This is a genomic window from Massilia mucilaginosa (assembly GCF_011682145.1).
Classification (GTDB): domain Bacteria; phylum Pseudomonadota; class Gammaproteobacteria; order Burkholderiales; family Burkholderiaceae_D; genus Telluria_A; species Telluria_A mucilaginosa.
The window spans coordinates 13,939-31,243 of sequence record NZ_WHJH01000022.1; the positions used below are offsets into that span (position 1 = coordinate 13,939).

A 17,305-nucleotide genomic window follows, 5' to 3' on the forward strand; every position below is an offset into this window, starting at 1 on the left:
GGGGTCAGAGCTCTGACTTGAAACATTTCTAGTCAGAGCTCTGACCCCGGTTGTAGGAATCAGGGCAGGGGGCGAGGGAGGGACGCAGGGCGGGGATCTGGCGGCGTAGCTCGCTGGCAACCATGCCGGAGAACAGGGCCGCGCCTTTGGCGCCGACGTGGGTGCGGTCGAAGCTGATTTTGGGCGTGCCTTGCGGTTCGACGGCGGCGCCGGGCGCCATCGCCACCGGCGCCGCGTTCGGGTCGGGCGGCGGCGCTTGCGCCAGGGTGTCGGCTTCGTTTGATCCCATCGCTTGCACCGCGTCGGCGCTGATCTTGTTCAGGTCGACGAGCAAGGTGCCCGTCTCTTTGGCCACGCGCCGCACTTCCGACGCCCACGGCCCAAGGTCGTCGCGCAGATACTGGCCCTTGAAGCTGCGCCGCGTCAGCGGCGTGACCAGCACCGGCACGCCGCCGAGCGCGCGCGCTTCGCTGACATAACGGGCGATGTTTTGCGGGAACTGGGTCAGCAGGTCGGTCGAGCGCCCGGGTTTGCCCGGCTGGTCGTTGTGGCCGAACTGGATCAGCACGTAGCTGGCGCTGAACGCGGCGCCGTCGCGCAGCAGCGCTTGCACTTCGTCCCAGCGCCCTTCGGCCCGAAAGCTGCCGGAGCTGCGTCCGCCGCGCGCCAGGTTGATGCAGGCCGCGCCGGCGCGCAGGCGCTGGCACAGGGCGTCGCCGTAGCCGGAACGGGTTGCCATGGTCGAGTCGCCGACGAGGATGAGGCGCGCCGGTCTGGCGCCATCGTCGGCCGCCTTCGCCGCTGCGCCGCCGGCGAGCGCCAGGCAGGCCAGCGCTGTCAAGAAGTGAACGCTGTTCATCGTCAGAAGCGGTAGTTCACGCGCACGTTGTAGGCGCGGCCGATCGGCTTGGCGATGTTTTGCGCGAATACCACGCGCGAACTGAGGCGCTGGTTCGACAGCGGCGGGTCGACGTCGAGCAGGTTGTTCACCCCGAACGTGAACTTGAGCTGCTTGTTCCACGCATAGCTGGTGGTCAGGTTGTACAGGATGTACGGATCGATCTCGTTGTAGAACGGCTGGCCCGGCTTCTGGCTCGGCAGGGCATTGGTGTCGATGTAGCTCGAGGTGTACGACTGCGTCAGCTGGGTGCCGAAGCCGCCGCGGCTCCACGACAGGCGCAGGTTGTGCTTCCATTTGAAGACGTAGGTGTTGGCCGAGGTGGCGCCGGTCGAGAGCGCGCCGGGTTTTCCGACGCTGTCGATCCAGTCGCCGCCTTCTTCGTTCTGGCCTTCGTATTTGTTGACGTAGGTGCCGTCGAAGGACATGCCGAAACGCCCCATGCTGGCCGTCGGCAGGGTGTAGTTCAGGCTGGCGTCGATGCCCTGGGTGCGCAGGCCGCCCATGTTCAGGCGCGTCTTGGTGATGTAGGCCAGGCTGCCGTCGGCATTGCGCACGAACAGCTTGTTGTATTTGTTGACGTCGCCAAAGATCGTGTCTTCGGAAATCTGCGCGATCGTGCCTGTCATCTCGACGTTCCAGAAGTCGAGCGAGGCGACCAGGTTCTTGATCGGTTCGATGACGATGCCGGCGGTGAAGGTCCTGGATTTTTCCGGTTCGAGGTCGGGATTGGCGCCGGTCAGCACGGTCAGGGTGCTGCCGCAGACCTTGGCGGCGTCCAGGTTCAGGCCCGCGTATGCCGGATCGGTGGTGAGGGTGCCGGTGCCGCTGATGCCGGGCGTGCCGCTCGGACACAGCAGCGGGTCATCCCACTTGGAGGTGGAGGGCACGCGCGTTTGCGGGGTGCCGTACAGCTCGGGCAGGGTCGGGGCGCGAAAACCCGTGCTGGCGGTGGCGCGCAGCATCAGGGCCTTCGATGGCGCGTAGCGCACGCTGGCCTTGGGGTTGAAGGTGGTGCCGAAGTCGCTGAAACGGTCGGCGCGCACGGCCAGGTTCAGGTTGAGCTGCTTGGTGAACGGCGCGTCCAGTTCCAGGTAGGTGCCGAGCACGGTGCGGGCGCCGTGCGGGTAGCGGTTCGGCGTGCCGGAGACTTTGTAGACCACCGAGTCGCCGATGTCGCCGGAGGCGTCGCGGTAGCTTTCGCGGTGCAGGTCGGCGCCGATGGCGAGCGCCAGCGCGCCGCCGCCCAGGGTCATCAGCTCGCGGCCCAAGGTCAGGTCGGGGCCGTAGTAGTGGACTTCGGCGCGGCGGTTGACCAGGCCGTCGGCGGAGATGCTGTCGAGGTAGGCCTGGCCGGCTGCGTCCTGCGGGCCGAAGGGGTTGAGCACGCCGTCGGCCACGCCCTTGTACAGCTCGGGCGTGCGCAGGTAGCCGCTCAGGAATTTGACGGTGCGCTTGCTGTAGGCGTAGTTGAAGCCGGCCTTGTAGTCCCAGCCCTTGAACTGGCCTTCTTCGGTGACCACCAGGCGGTGGCTGTTCTGGCGGTCGTCGGTGATGGCCGGGCCGCGTTCGTCCAGGCTCCAGGTGAGCGCCAGGTCGGCGCCGTTCAGGCCGGCCACGGCGGGCACGCCGCCGGCGCCGCCCGGATACCACTTGCTGTTTTTGGTGATCAGCAAGGGCTTCCTCAGCCCGGGATTGACTTTGTCGTAGTCGGTTTGGGCGCCGAACGGCTGCGGCGGATTGAGGGCGTCGATCCAGGACTCGGAACTGAGCAGTTCGACCGTCAGCATGTTGCCGTCGCCGTGGCGCAGGCTGCCCTTGGTCAGGAGCGTGGTTTGCTTGTTGTCGGCCAGCAGTTGCGGATACAGCGTGGGGTCGAGCACACAGGTTTTGCTGCCGGCGCCGCTCGGCTTGGTCGATGGAATCGTGTACTGGCCCTGGTACGGGGCCACGCAGCCGGCGCTGAAATACGGGTTGCCGGTGACGCTGGTCGGCTTGCCGTTGGCGTAGACGGTGTAGTTGGCCGGCGCCGACGAGGAACCCGAGGTGTTGCTGGTGAAGGCGGTGCCGCCGAGGCGGGCGATGTCGTCCGGGTCGCTGATGTTGGGGCGGTCGCGCTGCATCAGGGCGCTGCGTTTCTGGGTGTCGAAGGCGGCGTAGATGTTCCAGCCATCCTTGGCCAGGTCGCCTTTGCCGGTGGTCAGGCTCAAGCGCCGATGCTCGCCGCCGCCGCTGCGCTCGGGCGCCATGACGCTGGCGCTGGCGGTGGTGCCGGTGATGGTGCGCTTGGTGATGAAGTTGACCACGCCGGCAATCGCATCGGTGCCGTAGATGGCCGAGGCGCCGTCGCGCAGTACTTCGACCCGTTCGATCGCGCTCATCGGGATGACGTCGACGTTGATCGAACTGTCGCCGATGGCTTCGTTGGCCAGGCGGCGGCCGTTGAGCAGGACCAGGGTGCGGTTGGTGTTCAGGCCGCGCATGTTGATCATGGTGCCGCCGCCGCCGCCGCCCACCGGTTCGTTGGTGGAGCCGGCAGTGAGCGAGGTGGCCACTTCGGACATCGTGGTCAGGCCGCGGTTGACCAGGTCTTCGGCTTTGATGGTGGTCAGGGGCAGGGCGTTTTCGCTGGCCAGGCGCTTGATGGAGGAGCCGGTGACTTCGATCCGGGTCATGGCGCCGTCGCTCTGGGCTGCGGCCTGGTTCGTCAGGGTCAGGACCGCGATGGCGATGGAGGAAAGCAGCAGCGTCGGCTGCGGGAACCTGGATGATGTTGGCACGGCGTGTCTCCTGATTGGAATTGCTTTTATGGTTAGGCCAATTCTAGTTTGGCCTGACCAATTAATCAAGGCGGACTTGCCAATTTGTTTCCGTTAGCTCGTCGTTTCCGGCCTGGGCGGCCCCCTTGGCGGGAAGCAAAGTTCGTCGATACGCGCCGTTGGCGGCAGCGCAAACCTGGGTTCCCGCCAAGGGGGCCGCCCAGGCCGGAACGACGAGGTGGTGGTGAGGGCGGCGCATAGGTCGAGGTCGCGCTGCTGGTCAGGCCGCGACGCGGGTGCGCGACTACCCCCGCGAGAACGTGCGCGTCACGCGCTCCAGGTGCGCGCGCATGGCCTGGCGCGCGCCGGCCACGTCATGCGAGGCAATCGCCTCGAGAATCTTGCGGTGATCGGTCAGGGTGGTCACGCGCAAATCCTCGGTCTGGAAATGCTCCTTGAGTTTGTGCCACAAGCTGCCGCGCTGGTTCCATAGATAATCCACCACGCCCACCAGCGCCGTGTTCCCCGTGGCGCGTGCAATCGCCAGGTGAAAATTGCGGTCGGCCTGCTCGTTGCTGGCGCGGTCCTCGTGGTGATGCTCCATCTCCAGCACCGCCGTCAGGATTGCGTCGATCGCCGAATCGGTGGCCATCTTGGCCGCCAGCGCCGCCACTTCGGACTCGATCATGCGGCGCGCGGCCAGTACTTCGAACGGACCCGGCCCGACTTCGGGCACATCGGCCTGCGCCGTGGCTTGTTCGCTGACATACACCCCCGAGCCGCCGCGCACTTCCACGATGCCGCTCAGTTCGAGCACGATCAGCGCTTCGCGCAGCGAGGCCCGGCTCACGCTCAGCTTGGCGGCCAGGTCGCGCTCGGCCGGCAGGCGCTCGCCGGCCTGGATGCTCTCGTCGCGGATCAGGGCCTGGATGCGGGTGGCAACCACCCGGTACAGGCGCGGCTCAGCCGAGGTCGATTCTTGCGGCGCAGAGGGTTTCTTCATTGATTACTTGGATCCGGGGTAAGGCGTGAGGGAGGCATGCTCGCCTGATTTTAGTTTGGTATGGCTAATGTTGCAAGGCTCCTCCACACGCGCTACCAGTTCGATTCCCGCTCCGGCGTCGATGAAATGTGGTGGATCGACAAATCGGCGCCCTGGAATTCCTGCTCGGGGTCGAGCCGCAAGCCCATGGCCTTTTTCAGCACGCCATACACCAGGTAGCCGCCGGCCAGCGCAATGATCACGCCGAGCATGGTGCCGGCCAGTTGCGACATGAACGCCACCCCGCCCATGCCGCCCAGGCTTTTGAGCCCGAAGATGCCGGCCGCGATGCCGCCCCAGGTGCCGCACAGGCCGTGCAGCGGCCATACGCCGAGTACATCGTCGATCTTCCAGCGGTTCTGCGTGAGCGTGAACATGGCCACGAAAATCGCGCCGGCGATGGCGCCGGTGGCCAGCGCGCCGAGCGGGTGCATCAGGTCGGACCCGGCGCACACGGCCACCAGTCCGGCCAGCGGGCCGTTGTAGGTAAACCCCGGATCGTTCTTGCCGAGCACCAGGGCGGCGAGGGTGCCGCCGACCATGGCCATGAGCGAGTTGACGGCCACCAGGCCGTTCATCTTGTCGAGCGTTTGCGCACTCATGACGTTAAAGCCGAACCAGCCCACCGCCAGGATCCAGGCGCCCAGCGCGAGGAAGGGAATCGAGGAGGGCGGATGGGCGGCGATGGCGCCGTTGCGGCCGTAGCGCCCGCGCCGCGCGCCCAGCAGCAGCACGGCGGGCAGGGCGATCCAGCCGCCCACGGCGTGCACCACGACCGAGCCGGCAAAGTTGTGGAACTCGGCGCCGAAGGCCAGTTTGAGCGCAGCCTGGATGCCGAAGCGCTGGTTCCAGGCGATGCCTTCGAACAGCGGATAAATGAAGCCGACCAGCAAGGCGGTGGCGATCAGCTGCGGATGGAACTTGGCGCGCTCGGCAATGCCGCCCGAGACAATCGCCGGAATGGCGGCGGCGAAGGTGAGCAGGAAGAAGAATTTGACCAGTTCGTAGCCGTTGCGCTCGGCCAGCACATCGGCGCTGGCGAAGAAATCGACGCCGTAGGAAATGCCGTAGCCGATGAAAAAATAGGCAATTGTCGAGACCGCAAAGTCGGCCAGGATCTTGACCAGGGCGTTGACCTGGTTCTTTTTCCTGACCGTGCCCAGCTCCAGAAAGGCAAAGCCGGCGTGCATCGCCAGGATCATGATGGCGCCGAGCAAAATGAAGAGTGCGTCGGCGGCGTGGTTGGTTCCGTTCATTGGACGATTCCCGATAAAGGTGCATGGAAGGATTGGCGTCCTTTGATAAAGCAATAATCGTTCCATTTTGGTGCGTTGCGCCAAGTCGCTGATTAAAAACGGAAAAGCGGCCGGCGGCTGGGCCTGGAGGCACCGGGCGCACCACGGCGGCGCATCCGTTTTGGTGCAGCGCCGAGAGATTCGCTTAACGCCGCGTATCGTGGCAGCGCAGCAGGCGGTCGAACTGGACGGCGGTGAGCGGCCGCGCAAACAGGTAGCCCTGGCCGAAATCGCAGCCGGCGCCGGTGAGGAGGTCGCGCTGTTCCTGGGTCTCGACGCCTTCGGCGATGACCTTGATGCCGAGCTTGTGGCCCATGACGACGATGGCTTCGCACAAGGCCAGGTCGTCCGAGCCGGCCACCATCTTGAGCACGAAGGACTGGTCGATCTTCAGTTAGTCGATGTGGAATTTTTTCAGGTAGGACAGCGAGGAGTAGCCGGTGCCGAAGTCGTCGAGCGACATCTGGATGCCGCTTTCGCGAAACGACAGCAGCTGCTCGCGGATGCTGAGGGTCGATTCCATGAGCATGCCTTCGGTGATTTCGACCACGATTTCGGTGCCGGCGTAGCGCCCCAGCACCGGATGGCTGCGGATGTGCGGCGCGTGCAGGGGCTGGCCGCTGCCGCACGGCTGGCGGCGGAACTGGGCGGGCGACATGTTCACGCTGATCTGGAATTCCGGATCGATGCTGCCGCGCCAGCGCATGGCCGCGCCATGATCTGGGCGGCGCGCTCGGCCGAGCTGTCGGCCGGGACCAGGTCGATGATGTTGCGGCCCATCGCCTCGGCGGCGCTCCAGCCGTAGAGTTTTTCGGCGAAGGGGTTCCAGTACAGGATGGTACCGGCGACGTCGGTGGCGATGACGGCTTGCTCGACCGAGGCCAGCAGGCTGGCCTGGAACTGGATCTGGCGCTCGCAACTTTTGAGCTCGGTGATATTGTCGTGCACCAGTACCACGGCCGGCGCGCCCGCGTGGTCGAGCGCAGTCATCTTGAGCGAGAACCAGCGCGGCTCGTGCGGGGCGTCGCAGGGATAGTCGAAGGTGGCGCAGCGGCGGCGGCCGGCCAGGGTGTCGCGTACCAGCGAGGCGACGTGGGCGGCGTCGCCGCAGCCGGACATGGCGGCGCGGTCGCACACGTCGAGGTAGTTGATGCCTTCGCTGACGCACAGCGGGTCGCCGCCGTTGGCGAGCGCGAAGTCGCGCCAGGCCTTATTGGCCGACAGAATCGTTCCGCCCTGGTCGATCACGACGATGTGCTCCAGCAAGGCATCGATAGTGACGGCGGGAATGGAGTCGGAGAGGGCAGCTAGCATCGTTGCATGGTGATCCCGCTGGGAGAGGCGGAGCTCGCCCGAGCCCACCAAGCATATAAGACACGCGTGCCGCAAGAAAGTGCCTGCTTTGAGATAACTTATTTCGCAAATGGCGTATTGACGCGTTGGAGGCGGTTCGGATGCCGGCTGAATCTGTTGATTTCAAGAACGTTTCGCGCACAGTCTGTGTATAGTGCCCGCTGGACAATTCCATCAATCCCCATCCAGCGCCTGGATGTCGCCCGAGTTTCCCGATGAACCAGTTTCCATTGTCCGGCCCGTCCGGCGCCCGCCGCGCAAGAGCACGGTGGCTGGCGCTGCTGGCCGTGTGCGCAGTGCATGGCGCGCAGGCGCAAGGCCCGGTGGCGCAGGCTGGCGGTGTGCCGGCCGCCGGTACGCCGGTCGCCGGTACGCCGGTCGCCGGTATACCCGCTGCCGGTACCCCGGCCGCCGTTACACCGGTCGCCGGCATGCCGGCTGCCCGTATGCCGGCTGCCCGTATGCCGGCTGCCCGTATGCCGGCTGCCCGTATGCCGGCTGCCGGTACGCAGGCCGCGCGCACTGCGGAGCCGCCGAAGCCGCCGCCGGAAGGCGATATTCCGGTGCCCTCGGTCACGGTCGAAGGCGAGCGTCCCACCAACCGCATCGACCGCCAGGTATATGACATCAAGGCGGACGTGAGCACCACCAACGGTTCGGCGGCCGATGCGCTGGGCAATGTGCCGTCGGTGGCGGTCGACCCGGATGGCAGCGTCAGCCTGCGCGGCAACAGCAATGTGCAGATTCTGATCGACGGCAAACCGTCGGCCATGCTGCAGGGCGAGAACCGCGGCGCGGCGCTGGCCGCCATGGCCGCCGACGATATCGAATCGGTGGAGGTGATCAACAACCCCGGGGCGCAGTTCGGCAACGAAGGCGGCGGCGGGCCGATCATCAACCTGGTCACGCGGCGCAACCGGCGCGCCGGCGGCCTGGGCGTGGCCAACCTGAATGCGGGCACGGGCGGACGCGCCAACTCGGCGCTGTCGGGCAGCTACAACCAGGGATTGTTCAGTTTCCAGGGCGGCATCAACGCGCGCCATGACGGGCGCGATTCCATGGCCACGGTGGCGCGCGAGCGCATCGATCCGGTCAGCGGGGCGGTGCGGCGCAGCACCCAGCAGTCCAGCGGCGAAGGACTCAACGATGCGTTCGGCATCAATGGCGGCGTGGGCTACAACCTGGGCACGCGCAGCAAGCTGGCCGCGAACCTCGCTTACAGCAAGCGCAGCAACGACCAGCGCGGGCGCGACCACTATGTGAACAACAGCGCGACGGGCGAGCTGGCCAGCGATTACTTGCGCACCAGCGAGCGCAGCGGCACCAGCGAGAGCAGCAGCTGGGGCGTGCGCGGCGAGCACAAGGGCGAAGCCGACGGCGAACTGTTCAAGATGGATCTGCGCGTTTCCACCAGCAGCAACCGGAACGACAGCGCTTACGCGAACAGTTATCTCTACGACAGCGGCGGCAAGCAGCGCGCTTTCAACCGCCAGGGCAGCGGCAGCCGCAACCGCATTACCGACTGGACCGGCGACTACGAGCGCTCGGTCGACACGGCCATGCTCAAGCTCGGCTACAAGCTGGCGCGCAATGCCGGCAGCGTCGACGCGCGCCATGTGAACATCGATGCGCTCACCATGGACGAGACCGACAACGCGGCGCGCAGCAACCGCTTCGCGCTCGACGAGACCACGGCCGCGCTGTACGGCTCGTGGCAGTGGCGGATCGACGAACGCTGGGGCGTGCTGGGCGGCGTGCGCGCGGAAATTACCCAGGTCGAACTCCGGCAACTGACGGCGCGGACCGAAGCGCGCAACGACTACCTGAGCACGATTCCGAGTTTCTTCATCAGTTACAAGGCGTCCGACAAGACCACGATCAGGCTCAGCTATGCGCACCGTATCCAGCGTCCGGCGGCGGGGGATTTGAATCCGTTCGTGGTATACCGGGATGAGGTAAATGTATCGTCCGGCAATCCCGGATTGCTGCCGTCGGAAACCGATTCGATCGAGCTCGGCCTTGATACTTCGCTGGGGCCGGTGGATACCAACCTGCGCGCGTTTTTGCGCAAGGAGCACGATCTGATTTCCGAGCGGCGCTACTTTATTGGCGACAACGTCCTGTTGACCACGCGCGACAACAGCGGCAGCCGCCAGTCGGGCGGGCTGGAGTTCAGTCTGAGCGGGAAGGTCGGCAAGACCTTATCGCTCAGCGCCAGCGGGAATGTGGGGTATAGCGAGCAGGCGTACCTGAACAACAGCGGTGCGGCGATGCGGCGCTCGGCCACCTCGCTCAATGTGCGCGGGCGCATCAATTACCAGTTGAGTGCTGCGGATCAGTTGCAGGTGGTATTCAACACGCAGGGCAAGAGCTTGATCGGGCAGGGTGTTCGCGAGCCGAATTCGACGGTCAACCTGAGTTACCGGCACAGCCTGACGGCGCGCTTGAACGTGGTGCTGAATGTGACGGATGTATTCAATTCGAACACGACCCAGTCGCGGATCGACAGCGACATCCTGCGCGAAAGCAGCCTGCGCCGCTACGATGGGCGGCTGATGTACGTGGGATTGTCGTACCGGCTGGGAGGAGTGACGCCGGGCGGGCGCCGCCCAGGCGCCTGAACAGGACTCCCGGTATCCAATCAATCCCGGTGTCAGACCTGACACCGGGTTGACGCCGGGTCAACTGTCCAGGCCGTGTCCGAATGTCAGACCTGACACCGGGGGTGGGGTTATTTTGGGGCGCTCAGGCAGGTTTTCATGAAGGCTTTGCGCTCGTCGCCTTTTTTACCTGCCGCCTCGGCATTGCAGGTCTTCATCTTGTTCTGCTGCGGCGTCGCTGCAGGGGCTGCTGGTTTGGCGCTCAGGCATTCTTTCATGAAGGCTTTGCGTTCGTCGCCTTTCTTGCCGCTGGCGTCGGCGTTGCAGGTCACCATCTTGTTCTGCTGGGCCGATTTGGCCGCCGGCGCCGCTGCCTCGGGCGCAGCAAATGCGGCACCGGTGAATGCCAGCAGGGCGCAGCTCATCAACATGTTTTTCATCAGGTAGTCCTCAGGTAAGTGGATTGTTCTGGCGTGCAACAAGATAAATATACGTTAGTTGTCACCCTCTCCACCACATTTTCTTGCCGCCAGCGCTTTTTTGCGCTCTTCCAACTGTCCATGATTTGAAGCGGTATAATTGATTTTTCACGGTTCACAAGCGGTTCAACATGAAGGATGACGCCATGAATGAACTTTCTACTGATCACGATACGGTGCGCTCCGACGACACTGGCGCCTACCGCAGCGGCGTGGCCGCGCGCCTTGCGGGCTTGCCCGTCGAAACTTTGCGGGTGTGGGAGCGCCGTTATGGCGTGTCGACGCCGCAACGTTCGGCGCGCGGGCAACGTTTGTATTCGAGCGCCCAGGTGCGCCGGCTGAGCTTGATCAAGCAGCTGGTCGACCAGGGCCATCCGATCGGCGCCATGGCCCATTTGCCGCTGGAACAGCTCCAGCACCTGGCCGAGCCTCTGGAAACCGACACCGCCGCCAGCGGCCCGATCCGCGTGGCGGTGGTGGGCGCGGGACTGGCGCGCCAGTTGACCGCCGGCGGGCGCGAGCTGCTCACGCTCGACGTGCGCCATTCCTGCGCCCGGCTGGAAGAGGCGCCCACCGCTTTGCGCGGCGTGGACGCCGATGTGCTGCTGATCGAGCTGTCGGAACTGGACGATTCGGCCCTGCCGCTGGTGGCGGCGGCACGCCTGGCGTGCGGCACGCCGGCGGTGGTGGTGCTATACCGGTTTTGCGCCAGCGCCACTATCCGCCACTTGCGCGCCCTCGGTTGCCTGGTGGCGCGGGCGCCGTCCGACATGGCCGAGGTAGCATTGCTGTGCCAGGTGGCGTTTCCGGCCCGCCGCGCGCACCTTGCCGCGCCGCCGCGCGCGCCGCTGGTGCAGCCCGGCCAAGCGGTGGCGCCGCGCCGGCTCGACGACCAGGCGTTGGCGGCGCTGGCAGCGGCCAGCAACAGCGTGATGTGCGAATGTCCGCGTCACCTGGCGGACATTTTGCTGATGATCGGCAGTTTTGAGCGTTACAGTATGCAATGCGGATCGCGCAATCCAAGCGACGCGGCCTTGCACCAGGAATTGGGGCAGGCCGCGGCGCAAGCGCGCGCGCTGCTGGAAAATGCATTGGAACGGCTGGCGCGGGCCGAAGGCTTGCCGCTGCCGGATGGGCTGGCGTGAGCCGGGCCGCCATTTTTATCTCTTTAAACAGGAATTGAGCATGTCGAACGGACTGACTACCGAATACCAACCCAGCACCGTGACGGTGTCGGAGCGCATCCGCGAGCGCCTGGTCGCCAGCAAGACGCGCTTCCATGCCAACGACAATATCGCGCGCTTCATCGAGCCGGGCGAACTCGACGAGCTGCTCGACGAGGTCAGCGCCAAGCTGCAAGGCGTGCTCGAGAGCCTGGTGATCGATACCGTGAGCGACCACAACACCCAGGACACCGGGCGCCGCGTGGCCAAGATGTTCATCAACGAAGTCTTTGGCGGCCGCTATGTGCCGATGCCGCCGGTCACCGAGTTTCCCAACGCATCGCATTTGAACGAGCTGATGATCATCGGCCCGATCACGGTGCGCAGCGCCTGTTCGCACCACCTGTGCCCGGTGATCGGCAAGGTCTGGATCGGAGTGATGCCGAACGAGCATTCGGCGCTGATCGGCCTGTCGAAGTACGCGCGCATAGCCAACTGGATCATGAGCCGTCCGCAAATCCAGGAAGAAGCCGTGGTGCAACTGGCTGACTTGCTGCAGGAAAAAATGCAGCCGGACGGGCTGGCGGTTGTGATGGAAGCGGACCATTTTTGCATGCAGTGGCGCGGCGTAAAGGATATGGATGCGAAAATGATCAACAGCGTCATGCACGGGTCGTTTTTGAAAGATCCGGCCCTGCGGCGCGAGTTCTTGTCCCTGATTAAACGCTGATCTTCGGAGAATCACACCATGCTCGTCCGTCTCCTGTACGCCAGCCGCGCCATTGCTTCGCCGCAGCCCGATACGATTCACGACATCATGTGCCAGTCGCACGCGCACAATCCCGCCCAGGGCATTACGGGCATCCTGTGCCATAGCGAACAGGTCTACATGCAGGTGCTCGAAGGCGGGCGCGAGGCGATCAATGCGCTGTACGCGAAAATCGTGCGCGATCCGCGCCATACCGATGTGGTGCTGCTGCACTATGAAGAAATCAACGAGCGGCGTTATGCCGGCTGGACCATGGGCAAGGCAAACCTGGCGCGCATCAATCCGTCGACCCTGCTGCGGTTTTCGGACTTGCCGGGATTGAACCCGCATGCAATGTCGGGCAAGAATTCGCTGGCGCTGATCGACGAGCTGATGGCCAGCGCATCGGTGGTCGGCCACCCGTAAGGCCAGGTCGGACGGCAGGCCCGCAGCCGCGCTACCATTGCCTTTGAAGCATACGATGTCGATGTCGCGCTGGCGCACTTTTCCGCGCTGTCCGACTCGTCGCTTCGCTTCGAGGCGGGGTACTGGAGTCAGACGGCCGATGACCTCGTTTGCATGAGTGCCCACACACCCGCACAATGCGACCGGCCAGCACGCACGGACACCTGGTCCCAATGCGGCAGGCCGAGCGGCTCGTCGACTCCGAACCTTGGACCGGGCCGGCGCCTTGTCTTGCAACGCTATGCGACCTTGATCTGTACCCTGCGCGGCTGCGCATGCGCCGTTTTCGGAATACGGATCTTGAGTACGCCATGCGCCAGTTCCGCGCTGGCCTGTTCGCCATCGAGTTCCTTCGACAGCGCGAAGGTGCGCTGGTATTGCTGGTGCTTGACCTCGGCGTAGCGCGATTCCATTCCTTCGGGCACATCAAGCGAAACGGCGCCGTTGATGGTGAGGCTGTTGGTTTCAAGGCGCAGGTCGAGCTTGTCTTTGGATACGCCCGGCATGTCGGCGAGCAGGGTGATGCCGTTGGCATCTTCGATCACGTCCACTGGCGGTATCAGCATGCCGGTGCGGGCTGCGACGCTGCCGCCGGCCTGGTCGGTCGAGCGGGTTGTGGTCATCTCGCCCGTGTCGGCGCCCGCCGCTGCGCTGCCCTGGCCGCTGCCGGCGCCCGTGCTTGCACTGCCTTCCCGGCTGGCGCCCGCGCCCATCGCTGTGTTGCCCTGGCTGCCGCCAGCACCGGTGTCGCTGATATCGCCGCCCACCTCGCTGCCCGCGCCGCTGCCGCCACCCGCAGCGCCGCCCGCATTGCCGGTGTTGCCCGCACTGCCGGCGAGGGCGGCATCGGACGGGTCACCCCTCGGCCCTGGATTGCCCGCCTGGCCGGCCGACTCTGCCGTGCCGCTGTGTTCTTTGTCGTTGTTCGTCATGGTGCGCTCTCCTGTTCAGTGAACTGAAATACGGCGCGGCTGCGTTGCCTCGCGGCGCGCCACGGTAACGTGCAGCACGCCATCGCGATAGTGTGCCGAGACCGATTCGGGGTCGATGTCGTCCGGCAGGCTGACCACCCGCTTGAAGCGGCCGGCGAAGCGCTCGTTGATCTGGACCGTGGCTTGCTGCTGCGCGCTCGACAGATCGTCGGCGCGCTCGCCGGCGATGGTCAGCACCCCGTGTTCGAGCTGCACGTCGATCGAGGCCGGGTCGAGCCCGGGGACAAACGCGTACATCTCGACGCTGTGCGGCGTGCTGCCGACGTTGAGCGCCGGAAAGCCGCCACGTCCCAGCCCGCGAATGCTGGGGCCGAGGTCGAAGGCTTGCTGGATTTCGCGCTGAAGGCGGTCCATTTCGGCGAGTACATCGCCTGGAAACATGGATCGATACATCATCATGGTGTTCTCCCGTTTAGCTGATGGGAGTTGGACCGGATGCGGCGCGAGTGGTTCGCGGCCGCAGCCTGGCGAAGCCGCCTGGCGCAGGGAGTTTGAGATGGATCAAAGATGCGCGCAGGGAGCGCATCGTTTCGCCGACCCGCATCGGCGCTGGTGCGCCGCCAACGCGGGTCGGCGCATTTACAGCGGTGTGAGCAGCGCTTCGGCGCCCGCTTCCGACGACGCCGGATTCTGGCCGGTGACCAGCAAGCCATCGGTCTGCACATACGAGGCCCGGTCCGGCCCTTTGGAATAGATGCCGCCGTTTTCCTTGAGCATGTCTTCCACCAGGAATGGCACGACCCTGGTCAGGCCGACGCCTTCTTCTTCGGTGTAATGCTGGCAGTCTCGCACAGATGGCGCGACGGCGTCCTCGCGCAGGATGGCGGCAGGCCTTATGCAGCCTGGAGTTCGTGGTACAGCGCCAGCATTTCCTGGCTCAGCTTGTGACGCGGGTCGAGGTGGATCATGGGCAGGTTGCGGTCGTGCGATTCGCGGATGCGGATCGAACTCGACAGCTTGTTGGCGAGCACCGGCAAGCCTTCCGCGCTCAGTTCGTTGACGAGGCGCTGCGGCAGCAGGGCGCGCGCCTGGAACTGGTTCACGATGATGCCTTCGATCGCGAGCGCGGGATTGTGGTCGGCCTTGATCTCGGCCACGTTGGCCACCAGGGTGTACAGCGCCTGGCGCGAAAAGTCGTCGCAGTCGAAGGGGATCAGGCAGCGGTCGGCGGCAATCAGGGCCGACTGGGTGAAGAAGTTGTAGGCGGGCGGGGTGTCGACGACAATCTCGTCGAAGTCCTTGGCCAGTTCGTTCAGGGTGTCGCGCAGCTTGTAGATCTTGTGGCGCGATTCGAGCTTGGCCTGCAAGTCGCCCAGTTCCGGGTGCGAGACCATGATCGACAAGTTCTCGAACGGGGTCGGGTGGACGAAGTCGGCGGCCGGTTTGGGGAAGACGATGAAGTTGAGCATCTGCTCGAAGTAAGCGCCCATGGTCGGGGCCACCTCGTTCATGGCCGCGCCGAGCAGGTAGCGGCTGGCGTTGCACTGAGGATCGATGTCGATGAGCAGGGTTTTCTTGCCCTCGTGGGCCGCGATGGCTGCCAGGTTGACCGCAATCGTCGATTTTCCGACGCCACCCTTCTGGTTGAAAATCACACGTTTCATCTGCGGTCCGGGAAAAGTGATTGATTTTCAATACTAGCATGCTGCGATGCAGCATCGGCCGGCGCGGGCGAATTAGAGGGGATGCAGGGTGATTTCGTACGAAAACCGCAACGCCATGGCAAGAAAACGGGAGCGGCAGCACAGGCGCGCGCCAGCAGGCAGGCGCCAGCCGGGCGCGAGGGCGCGGCTGGCGCGAGGGCGATCAGTCTTCGAGCAGGCTGCGCAGCATCCAGGCGTATTTTTCGTGCGTCTGCATGCGCTGGGTCAGCAGGTCGCAGGTCGGCTGGTCGTTGGCTTTTTCGGCCACGGTGAACAGGGCGCGCGCGGTGCGCACCACGGTGGCCTGGCCTTCCATCAGGTCGCGGATCATTTCCTTGGCGTTCGGCGTGCCATTGGTCGGCGTGATCGACGTCAGCGTGGCGAATTGCTGGTAGGAACCCGGCGCCAGCTCACCCAGCGCGCGGATGCGCTCGGCGATCAGGTCGACCGCCAGCCACTGTTCGTTGTACAAGGTCATGAACATGGTGTGCAGGGTCTGGAACATCGGACCGGTGACGTTCCAGTGGTACTGATGGGTTTTCAGGTACAGGGTGTAGCTGTCGGCGAGCAGGCGCGACAGGCCTTCGACGACTTGCTTGCGGTCTTCGTCGGCAATGCCGAGGTCGACCATGGGGGCTTGCGAGGTTTTGCTGTTCATAAGTGCATGCTCCTGTATGAAGTGATAAATGGAAAGCGGTGAGGAATATAAGCGATTTCAGGCCAGCGCGTGCGCGCCGGCTTCGGCGTGGATCTGGCCGACGATCTGGTAGGAGTGCAGGCGCGCCTTGTGATCGAACACCTGCGAGGTGATCATCAGCTCGTCGGCGCCGGTGCGTTCGATGAACTGCTGCAACTGGCGCCTGACGGTTTGCGGCGAACCGATGGCCGAGCACGATAGCACCTGGTCGAGCATGGCGCGTTCTTGCGGGCCGAGTGCGTCCAGGTAGCCGGACACGGGCGGCTGCAAGCGTCCCGGACGGCCGCTGCGCAGGTTCACGAACGCCTGCTGCATCGAGGTCGCCAGCAGCGCGGCTTGCTCGTCGGTATCGGCGGCGAACACGTTAAAGCCGAGCATCACGTACGGTTTGTCGAGCTGGGCCGATGGGCGGAACTGGGCGCGGTACAAGTCGACGGCCTGCATCATCTGGCTTGGGGCGAAGTGCGAGGCGAAGGCGTACGGCAGGCCGAGATGGGCGGCCAGCTGGGCGCCGAACAGGCTCGAGCCGAGGATCCAGACCGGCACTTTCAGGCCCAGGCCGGGCACGGCCATGACCGGGCGGCGCGAGTTTTCGGCAAAGTAATCCATCAGCTCGACCACATCTTGCGGGAACTCGTCGGCGTCCGATTGCAGGTTGCGGCGCATGGCGCGCGCGGTGGCCTGGTCGGAGCCGGGAGCGCGCCCCAGGCCGAGGTCGATACGGCCGGGATACAGCGACTCGAGCGTGCCGAATTGTTCCGCGATGACCAGCGGAGAATGATTCGGCAGCATCACGCCGCCGGCGCCGACCCGGATGGTGGAGGTGCCGCCGGCCACGTAGCCGAGCAGCACGGCGGTGGCGGCGCTGGCGATGCCGGGCATGCCGTGGTGTTCGGCCAGCCAATAGCGCTGAAAGCCCCAGCGTTCGGCATGCTGCGCCAGGTCGAGCGTATTCTGGAAAGAAACGCGGGCGGTGCTGCCTTGGGTGATCGGGGACAGGTCGAGTACGGAAAAGGGGATCATGGGTGCCTTCGGTAATGGGTCTGGCGCGGCCACGATGGTGCAGCGCGATATCATCACATGGGGACGGGCCCCGCATTTAAAAGGGATGTCTTTTCGACGCCCGTATTGACAAATGCCACAAAAAAACGCCGGCTGGGGGCCGGCGTTG

General features: G+C 65.0%; 15 protein-coding genes and 2 pseudogenes. 4 read left to right on the forward strand and 13 right to left on the reverse strand.

Translation table 11 applies throughout. From position 1 onward, the window contains the following. Nucleotides 1-28: 28 nt before the first annotated feature. The 6 genes and pseudogenes from F2P45_RS18025 to F2P45_RS18050 form a co-directional block, all read right to left on the reverse strand. Nucleotides 29-859, reverse strand: coding sequence for a rhamnogalacturonan acetylesterase (locus F2P45_RS18025; RefSeq protein WP_166878022.1), 831 nt, complete (start codon nucleotides 857-859; stop codon nucleotides 29-31). Nucleotides 860-861: 2 nt separating this feature from the next. Next, entirely contained in the window at nucleotides 862-3,678 is a 2,817-nt protein-coding gene (locus tag F2P45_RS18030) for a TonB-dependent receptor domain-containing protein (protein ID WP_166878025.1), read from the reverse strand. A 283-nt stretch (nucleotides 3,679-3,961) separates the two neighbouring features. Continuing rightward, complete coding sequence (locus F2P45_RS18035) at nucleotides 3,962-4,660, reverse strand: FadR/GntR family transcriptional regulator (protein ID WP_166878027.1); 699 nt, start codon at nucleotides 4,658-4,660, stop codon at nucleotides 3,962-3,964. A 92-nt stretch (nucleotides 4,661-4,752) separates the two neighbouring features. After that, a complete protein-coding gene (locus F2P45_RS18040; RefSeq protein ID WP_166878030.1) occupies nucleotides 4,753-5,955 on the reverse strand; it encodes an ammonium transporter in 1,203 nt (400 codons plus the stop codon). Nucleotides 5,956-6,139: 184 nt separating this feature from the next. Beyond that, a pseudogene (locus F2P45_RS18045) lies at nucleotides 6,140-6,700 on the reverse strand (EAL domain-containing protein). After that, a complete protein-coding gene (locus tag F2P45_RS18050) occupies nucleotides 6,655-7,308 on the reverse strand; it encodes a PAS domain S-box protein (RefSeq protein WP_166878033.1) in 654 nt (217 codons plus the stop codon). Before F2P45_RS18050 ends, F2P45_RS18045 begins: the two are co-directional and overlap by 46 nt. Before the next feature lie 254 nt (nucleotides 7,309-7,562). On the opposite strand from F2P45_RS18050, the gene F2P45_RS18055 reads away from it, so the two are divergent. After that, nucleotides 7,563-9,968, forward strand: coding sequence for a TonB-dependent receptor domain-containing protein (locus tag F2P45_RS18055; protein ID WP_166878036.1), 2,406 nt, complete (start codon nucleotides 7,563-7,565; stop codon nucleotides 9,966-9,968). A gap of 110 nt (nucleotides 9,969-10,078) precedes the next feature. On the opposite strand, the gene F2P45_RS18060 is transcribed toward F2P45_RS18055, so the two are convergent. Next, the gene (locus F2P45_RS18060) at nucleotides 10,079-10,387 is read right to left on the reverse strand and encodes a PsiF family protein (RefSeq protein ID WP_166878039.1); all 309 of its coding nucleotides are present in this window, start codon (nucleotides 10,385-10,387) and stop codon (nucleotides 10,079-10,081) included. 185 nt (nucleotides 10,388-10,572) lie between these two features. On the opposite strand from F2P45_RS18060, the gene F2P45_RS18065 reads away from it, so the two are divergent. Genes F2P45_RS18065 through F2P45_RS18075 form a run of 3 tightly spaced genes read left to right on the forward strand, consistent with a single transcriptional unit; the run spans nucleotide 10,573 to nucleotide 12,763 of the window. Then, nucleotides 10,573-11,571 (forward strand): MerR family transcriptional regulator, encoded by a 999-nt coding sequence (locus F2P45_RS18065; RefSeq protein ID WP_166878042.1) that lies wholly within the window; start codon nucleotides 10,573-10,575, stop codon nucleotides 11,569-11,571. A 40-nt stretch (nucleotides 11,572-11,611) separates the two neighbouring features. Then, the gene (folE, locus tag F2P45_RS18070) at nucleotides 11,612-12,319 is read left to right on the forward strand and encodes a GTP cyclohydrolase I (RefSeq protein WP_054266098.1); all 708 of its coding nucleotides are present in this window, start codon (nucleotides 11,612-11,614) and stop codon (nucleotides 12,317-12,319) included. A gap of 18 nt (nucleotides 12,320-12,337) precedes the next feature. Further along, entirely contained in the window at nucleotides 12,338-12,763 is a 426-nt protein-coding gene (locus tag F2P45_RS18075) for a BLUF domain-containing protein (protein WP_166878045.1), read from the forward strand. A gap of 278 nt (nucleotides 12,764-13,041) precedes the next feature. On the opposite strand, the gene F2P45_RS36285 is transcribed toward F2P45_RS18075, so the two are convergent. The 6 genes and pseudogenes from F2P45_RS36285 to F2P45_RS18105 form a co-directional block, all read right to left on the reverse strand. Beyond that, nucleotides 13,042-13,734, reverse strand: a complete 693-nt coding sequence (locus F2P45_RS36285) for an Hsp20/alpha crystallin family protein (protein WP_229505146.1) — start codon at nucleotides 13,732-13,734, stop codon at nucleotides 13,042-13,044. Nucleotides 13,735-13,749: 15 nt separating this feature from the next. Continuing rightward, complete coding sequence (locus tag F2P45_RS18085; protein ID WP_166878216.1) at nucleotides 13,750-14,187, reverse strand: Hsp20/alpha crystallin family protein; 438 nt, start codon at nucleotides 14,185-14,187, stop codon at nucleotides 13,750-13,752. 186 nt (nucleotides 14,188-14,373) lie between these two features. Further along, nucleotides 14,374-14,565, reverse strand: a pseudogene (locus F2P45_RS18090) (type 1 glutamine amidotransferase domain-containing protein); the annotation flags it as partial. Between the two features lie 62 nt (nucleotides 14,566-14,627). Further along, nucleotides 14,628-15,398, reverse strand: a complete 771-nt coding sequence (locus F2P45_RS18095) for a ParA family protein (RefSeq protein WP_166878048.1) — start codon at nucleotides 15,396-15,398, stop codon at nucleotides 14,628-14,630. Between the two features lie 202 nt (nucleotides 15,399-15,600). Then, nucleotides 15,601-16,095, reverse strand: a complete 495-nt coding sequence (locus F2P45_RS18100; protein ID WP_166878051.1) for a Dps family protein — start codon at nucleotides 16,093-16,095, stop codon at nucleotides 15,601-15,603. Between the two features lie 57 nt (nucleotides 16,096-16,152). Next, nucleotides 16,153-17,157, reverse strand: a complete 1,005-nt coding sequence (locus F2P45_RS18105) for an LLM class flavin-dependent oxidoreductase (RefSeq protein WP_166878054.1) — start codon at nucleotides 17,155-17,157, stop codon at nucleotides 16,153-16,155. Nucleotides 17,158-17,305: the final 148 nt, after the last annotated feature.

What these genes read in the sequence shown, in the direction of transcription:
- F2P45_RS18025 (WP_166878022.1), bottom strand. Translation starts at nt 859, where the DNA reads ATGAACAGCGTTCACTTCTTGACAGCGCTGGCCTGCCTGGCGCTCGCC.
- F2P45_RS18035 (WP_166878027.1), bottom strand. Translation starts at nt 4,660, where the DNA reads ATGAAGAAACCCTCTGCGCCGCAAGAATCGACCTCGGCTGAGCCGCGC.
- F2P45_RS18040 (WP_166878030.1), bottom strand. Translation starts at nt 5,955, where the DNA reads ATGAACGGAACCAACCACGCCGCCGACGCACTCTTCATTTTGCTCGGC.
- F2P45_RS18050 (WP_166878033.1), bottom strand. Translation starts at nt 7,308, where the DNA reads ATGCTAGCTGCCCTCTCCGACTCCATTCCCGCCGTCACTATCGATGCC.
- F2P45_RS18055 (WP_166878036.1), top strand. Translation starts at nt 7,563, where the DNA reads ATGAACCAGTTTCCATTGTCCGGCCCGTCCGGCGCCCGCCGCGCAAGA.
- F2P45_RS18060 (WP_166878039.1), bottom strand. Translation starts at nt 10,387, where the DNA reads ATGAAAAACATGTTGATGAGCTGCGCCCTGCTGGCATTCACCGGTGCC.
- F2P45_RS18065 (WP_166878042.1), top strand. Translation starts at nt 10,573, where the DNA reads ATGAATGAACTTTCTACTGATCACGATACGGTGCGCTCCGACGACACT.
- folE (WP_054266098.1), top strand. Translation starts at nt 11,612, where the DNA reads ATGTCGAACGGACTGACTACCGAATACCAACCCAGCACCGTGACGGTG.
- F2P45_RS18075 (WP_166878045.1), top strand. Translation starts at nt 12,338, where the DNA reads ATGCTCGTCCGTCTCCTGTACGCCAGCCGCGCCATTGCTTCGCCGCAG.
- F2P45_RS36285 (WP_229505146.1), bottom strand. Translation starts at nt 13,734, where the DNA reads ATGACGAACAACGACAAAGAACACAGCGGCACGGCAGAGTCGGCCGGC.
- F2P45_RS18085 (WP_166878216.1), bottom strand. Translation starts at nt 14,187, where the DNA reads ATGTATCGATCCATGTTTCCAGGCGATGTACTCGCCGAAATGGACCGC.
- F2P45_RS18095 (WP_166878048.1), bottom strand. Translation starts at nt 15,398, where the DNA reads ATGAAACGTGTGATTTTCAACCAGAAGGGTGGCGTCGGAAAATCGACG.
- F2P45_RS18100 (WP_166878051.1), bottom strand. Translation starts at nt 16,095, where the DNA reads ATGAACAGCAAAACCTCGCAAGCCCCCATGGTCGACCTCGGCATTGCC.
- F2P45_RS18105 (WP_166878054.1), bottom strand. Translation starts at nt 17,157, where the DNA reads ATGATCCCCTTTTCCGTACTCGACCTGTCCCCGATCACCCAAGGCAGC.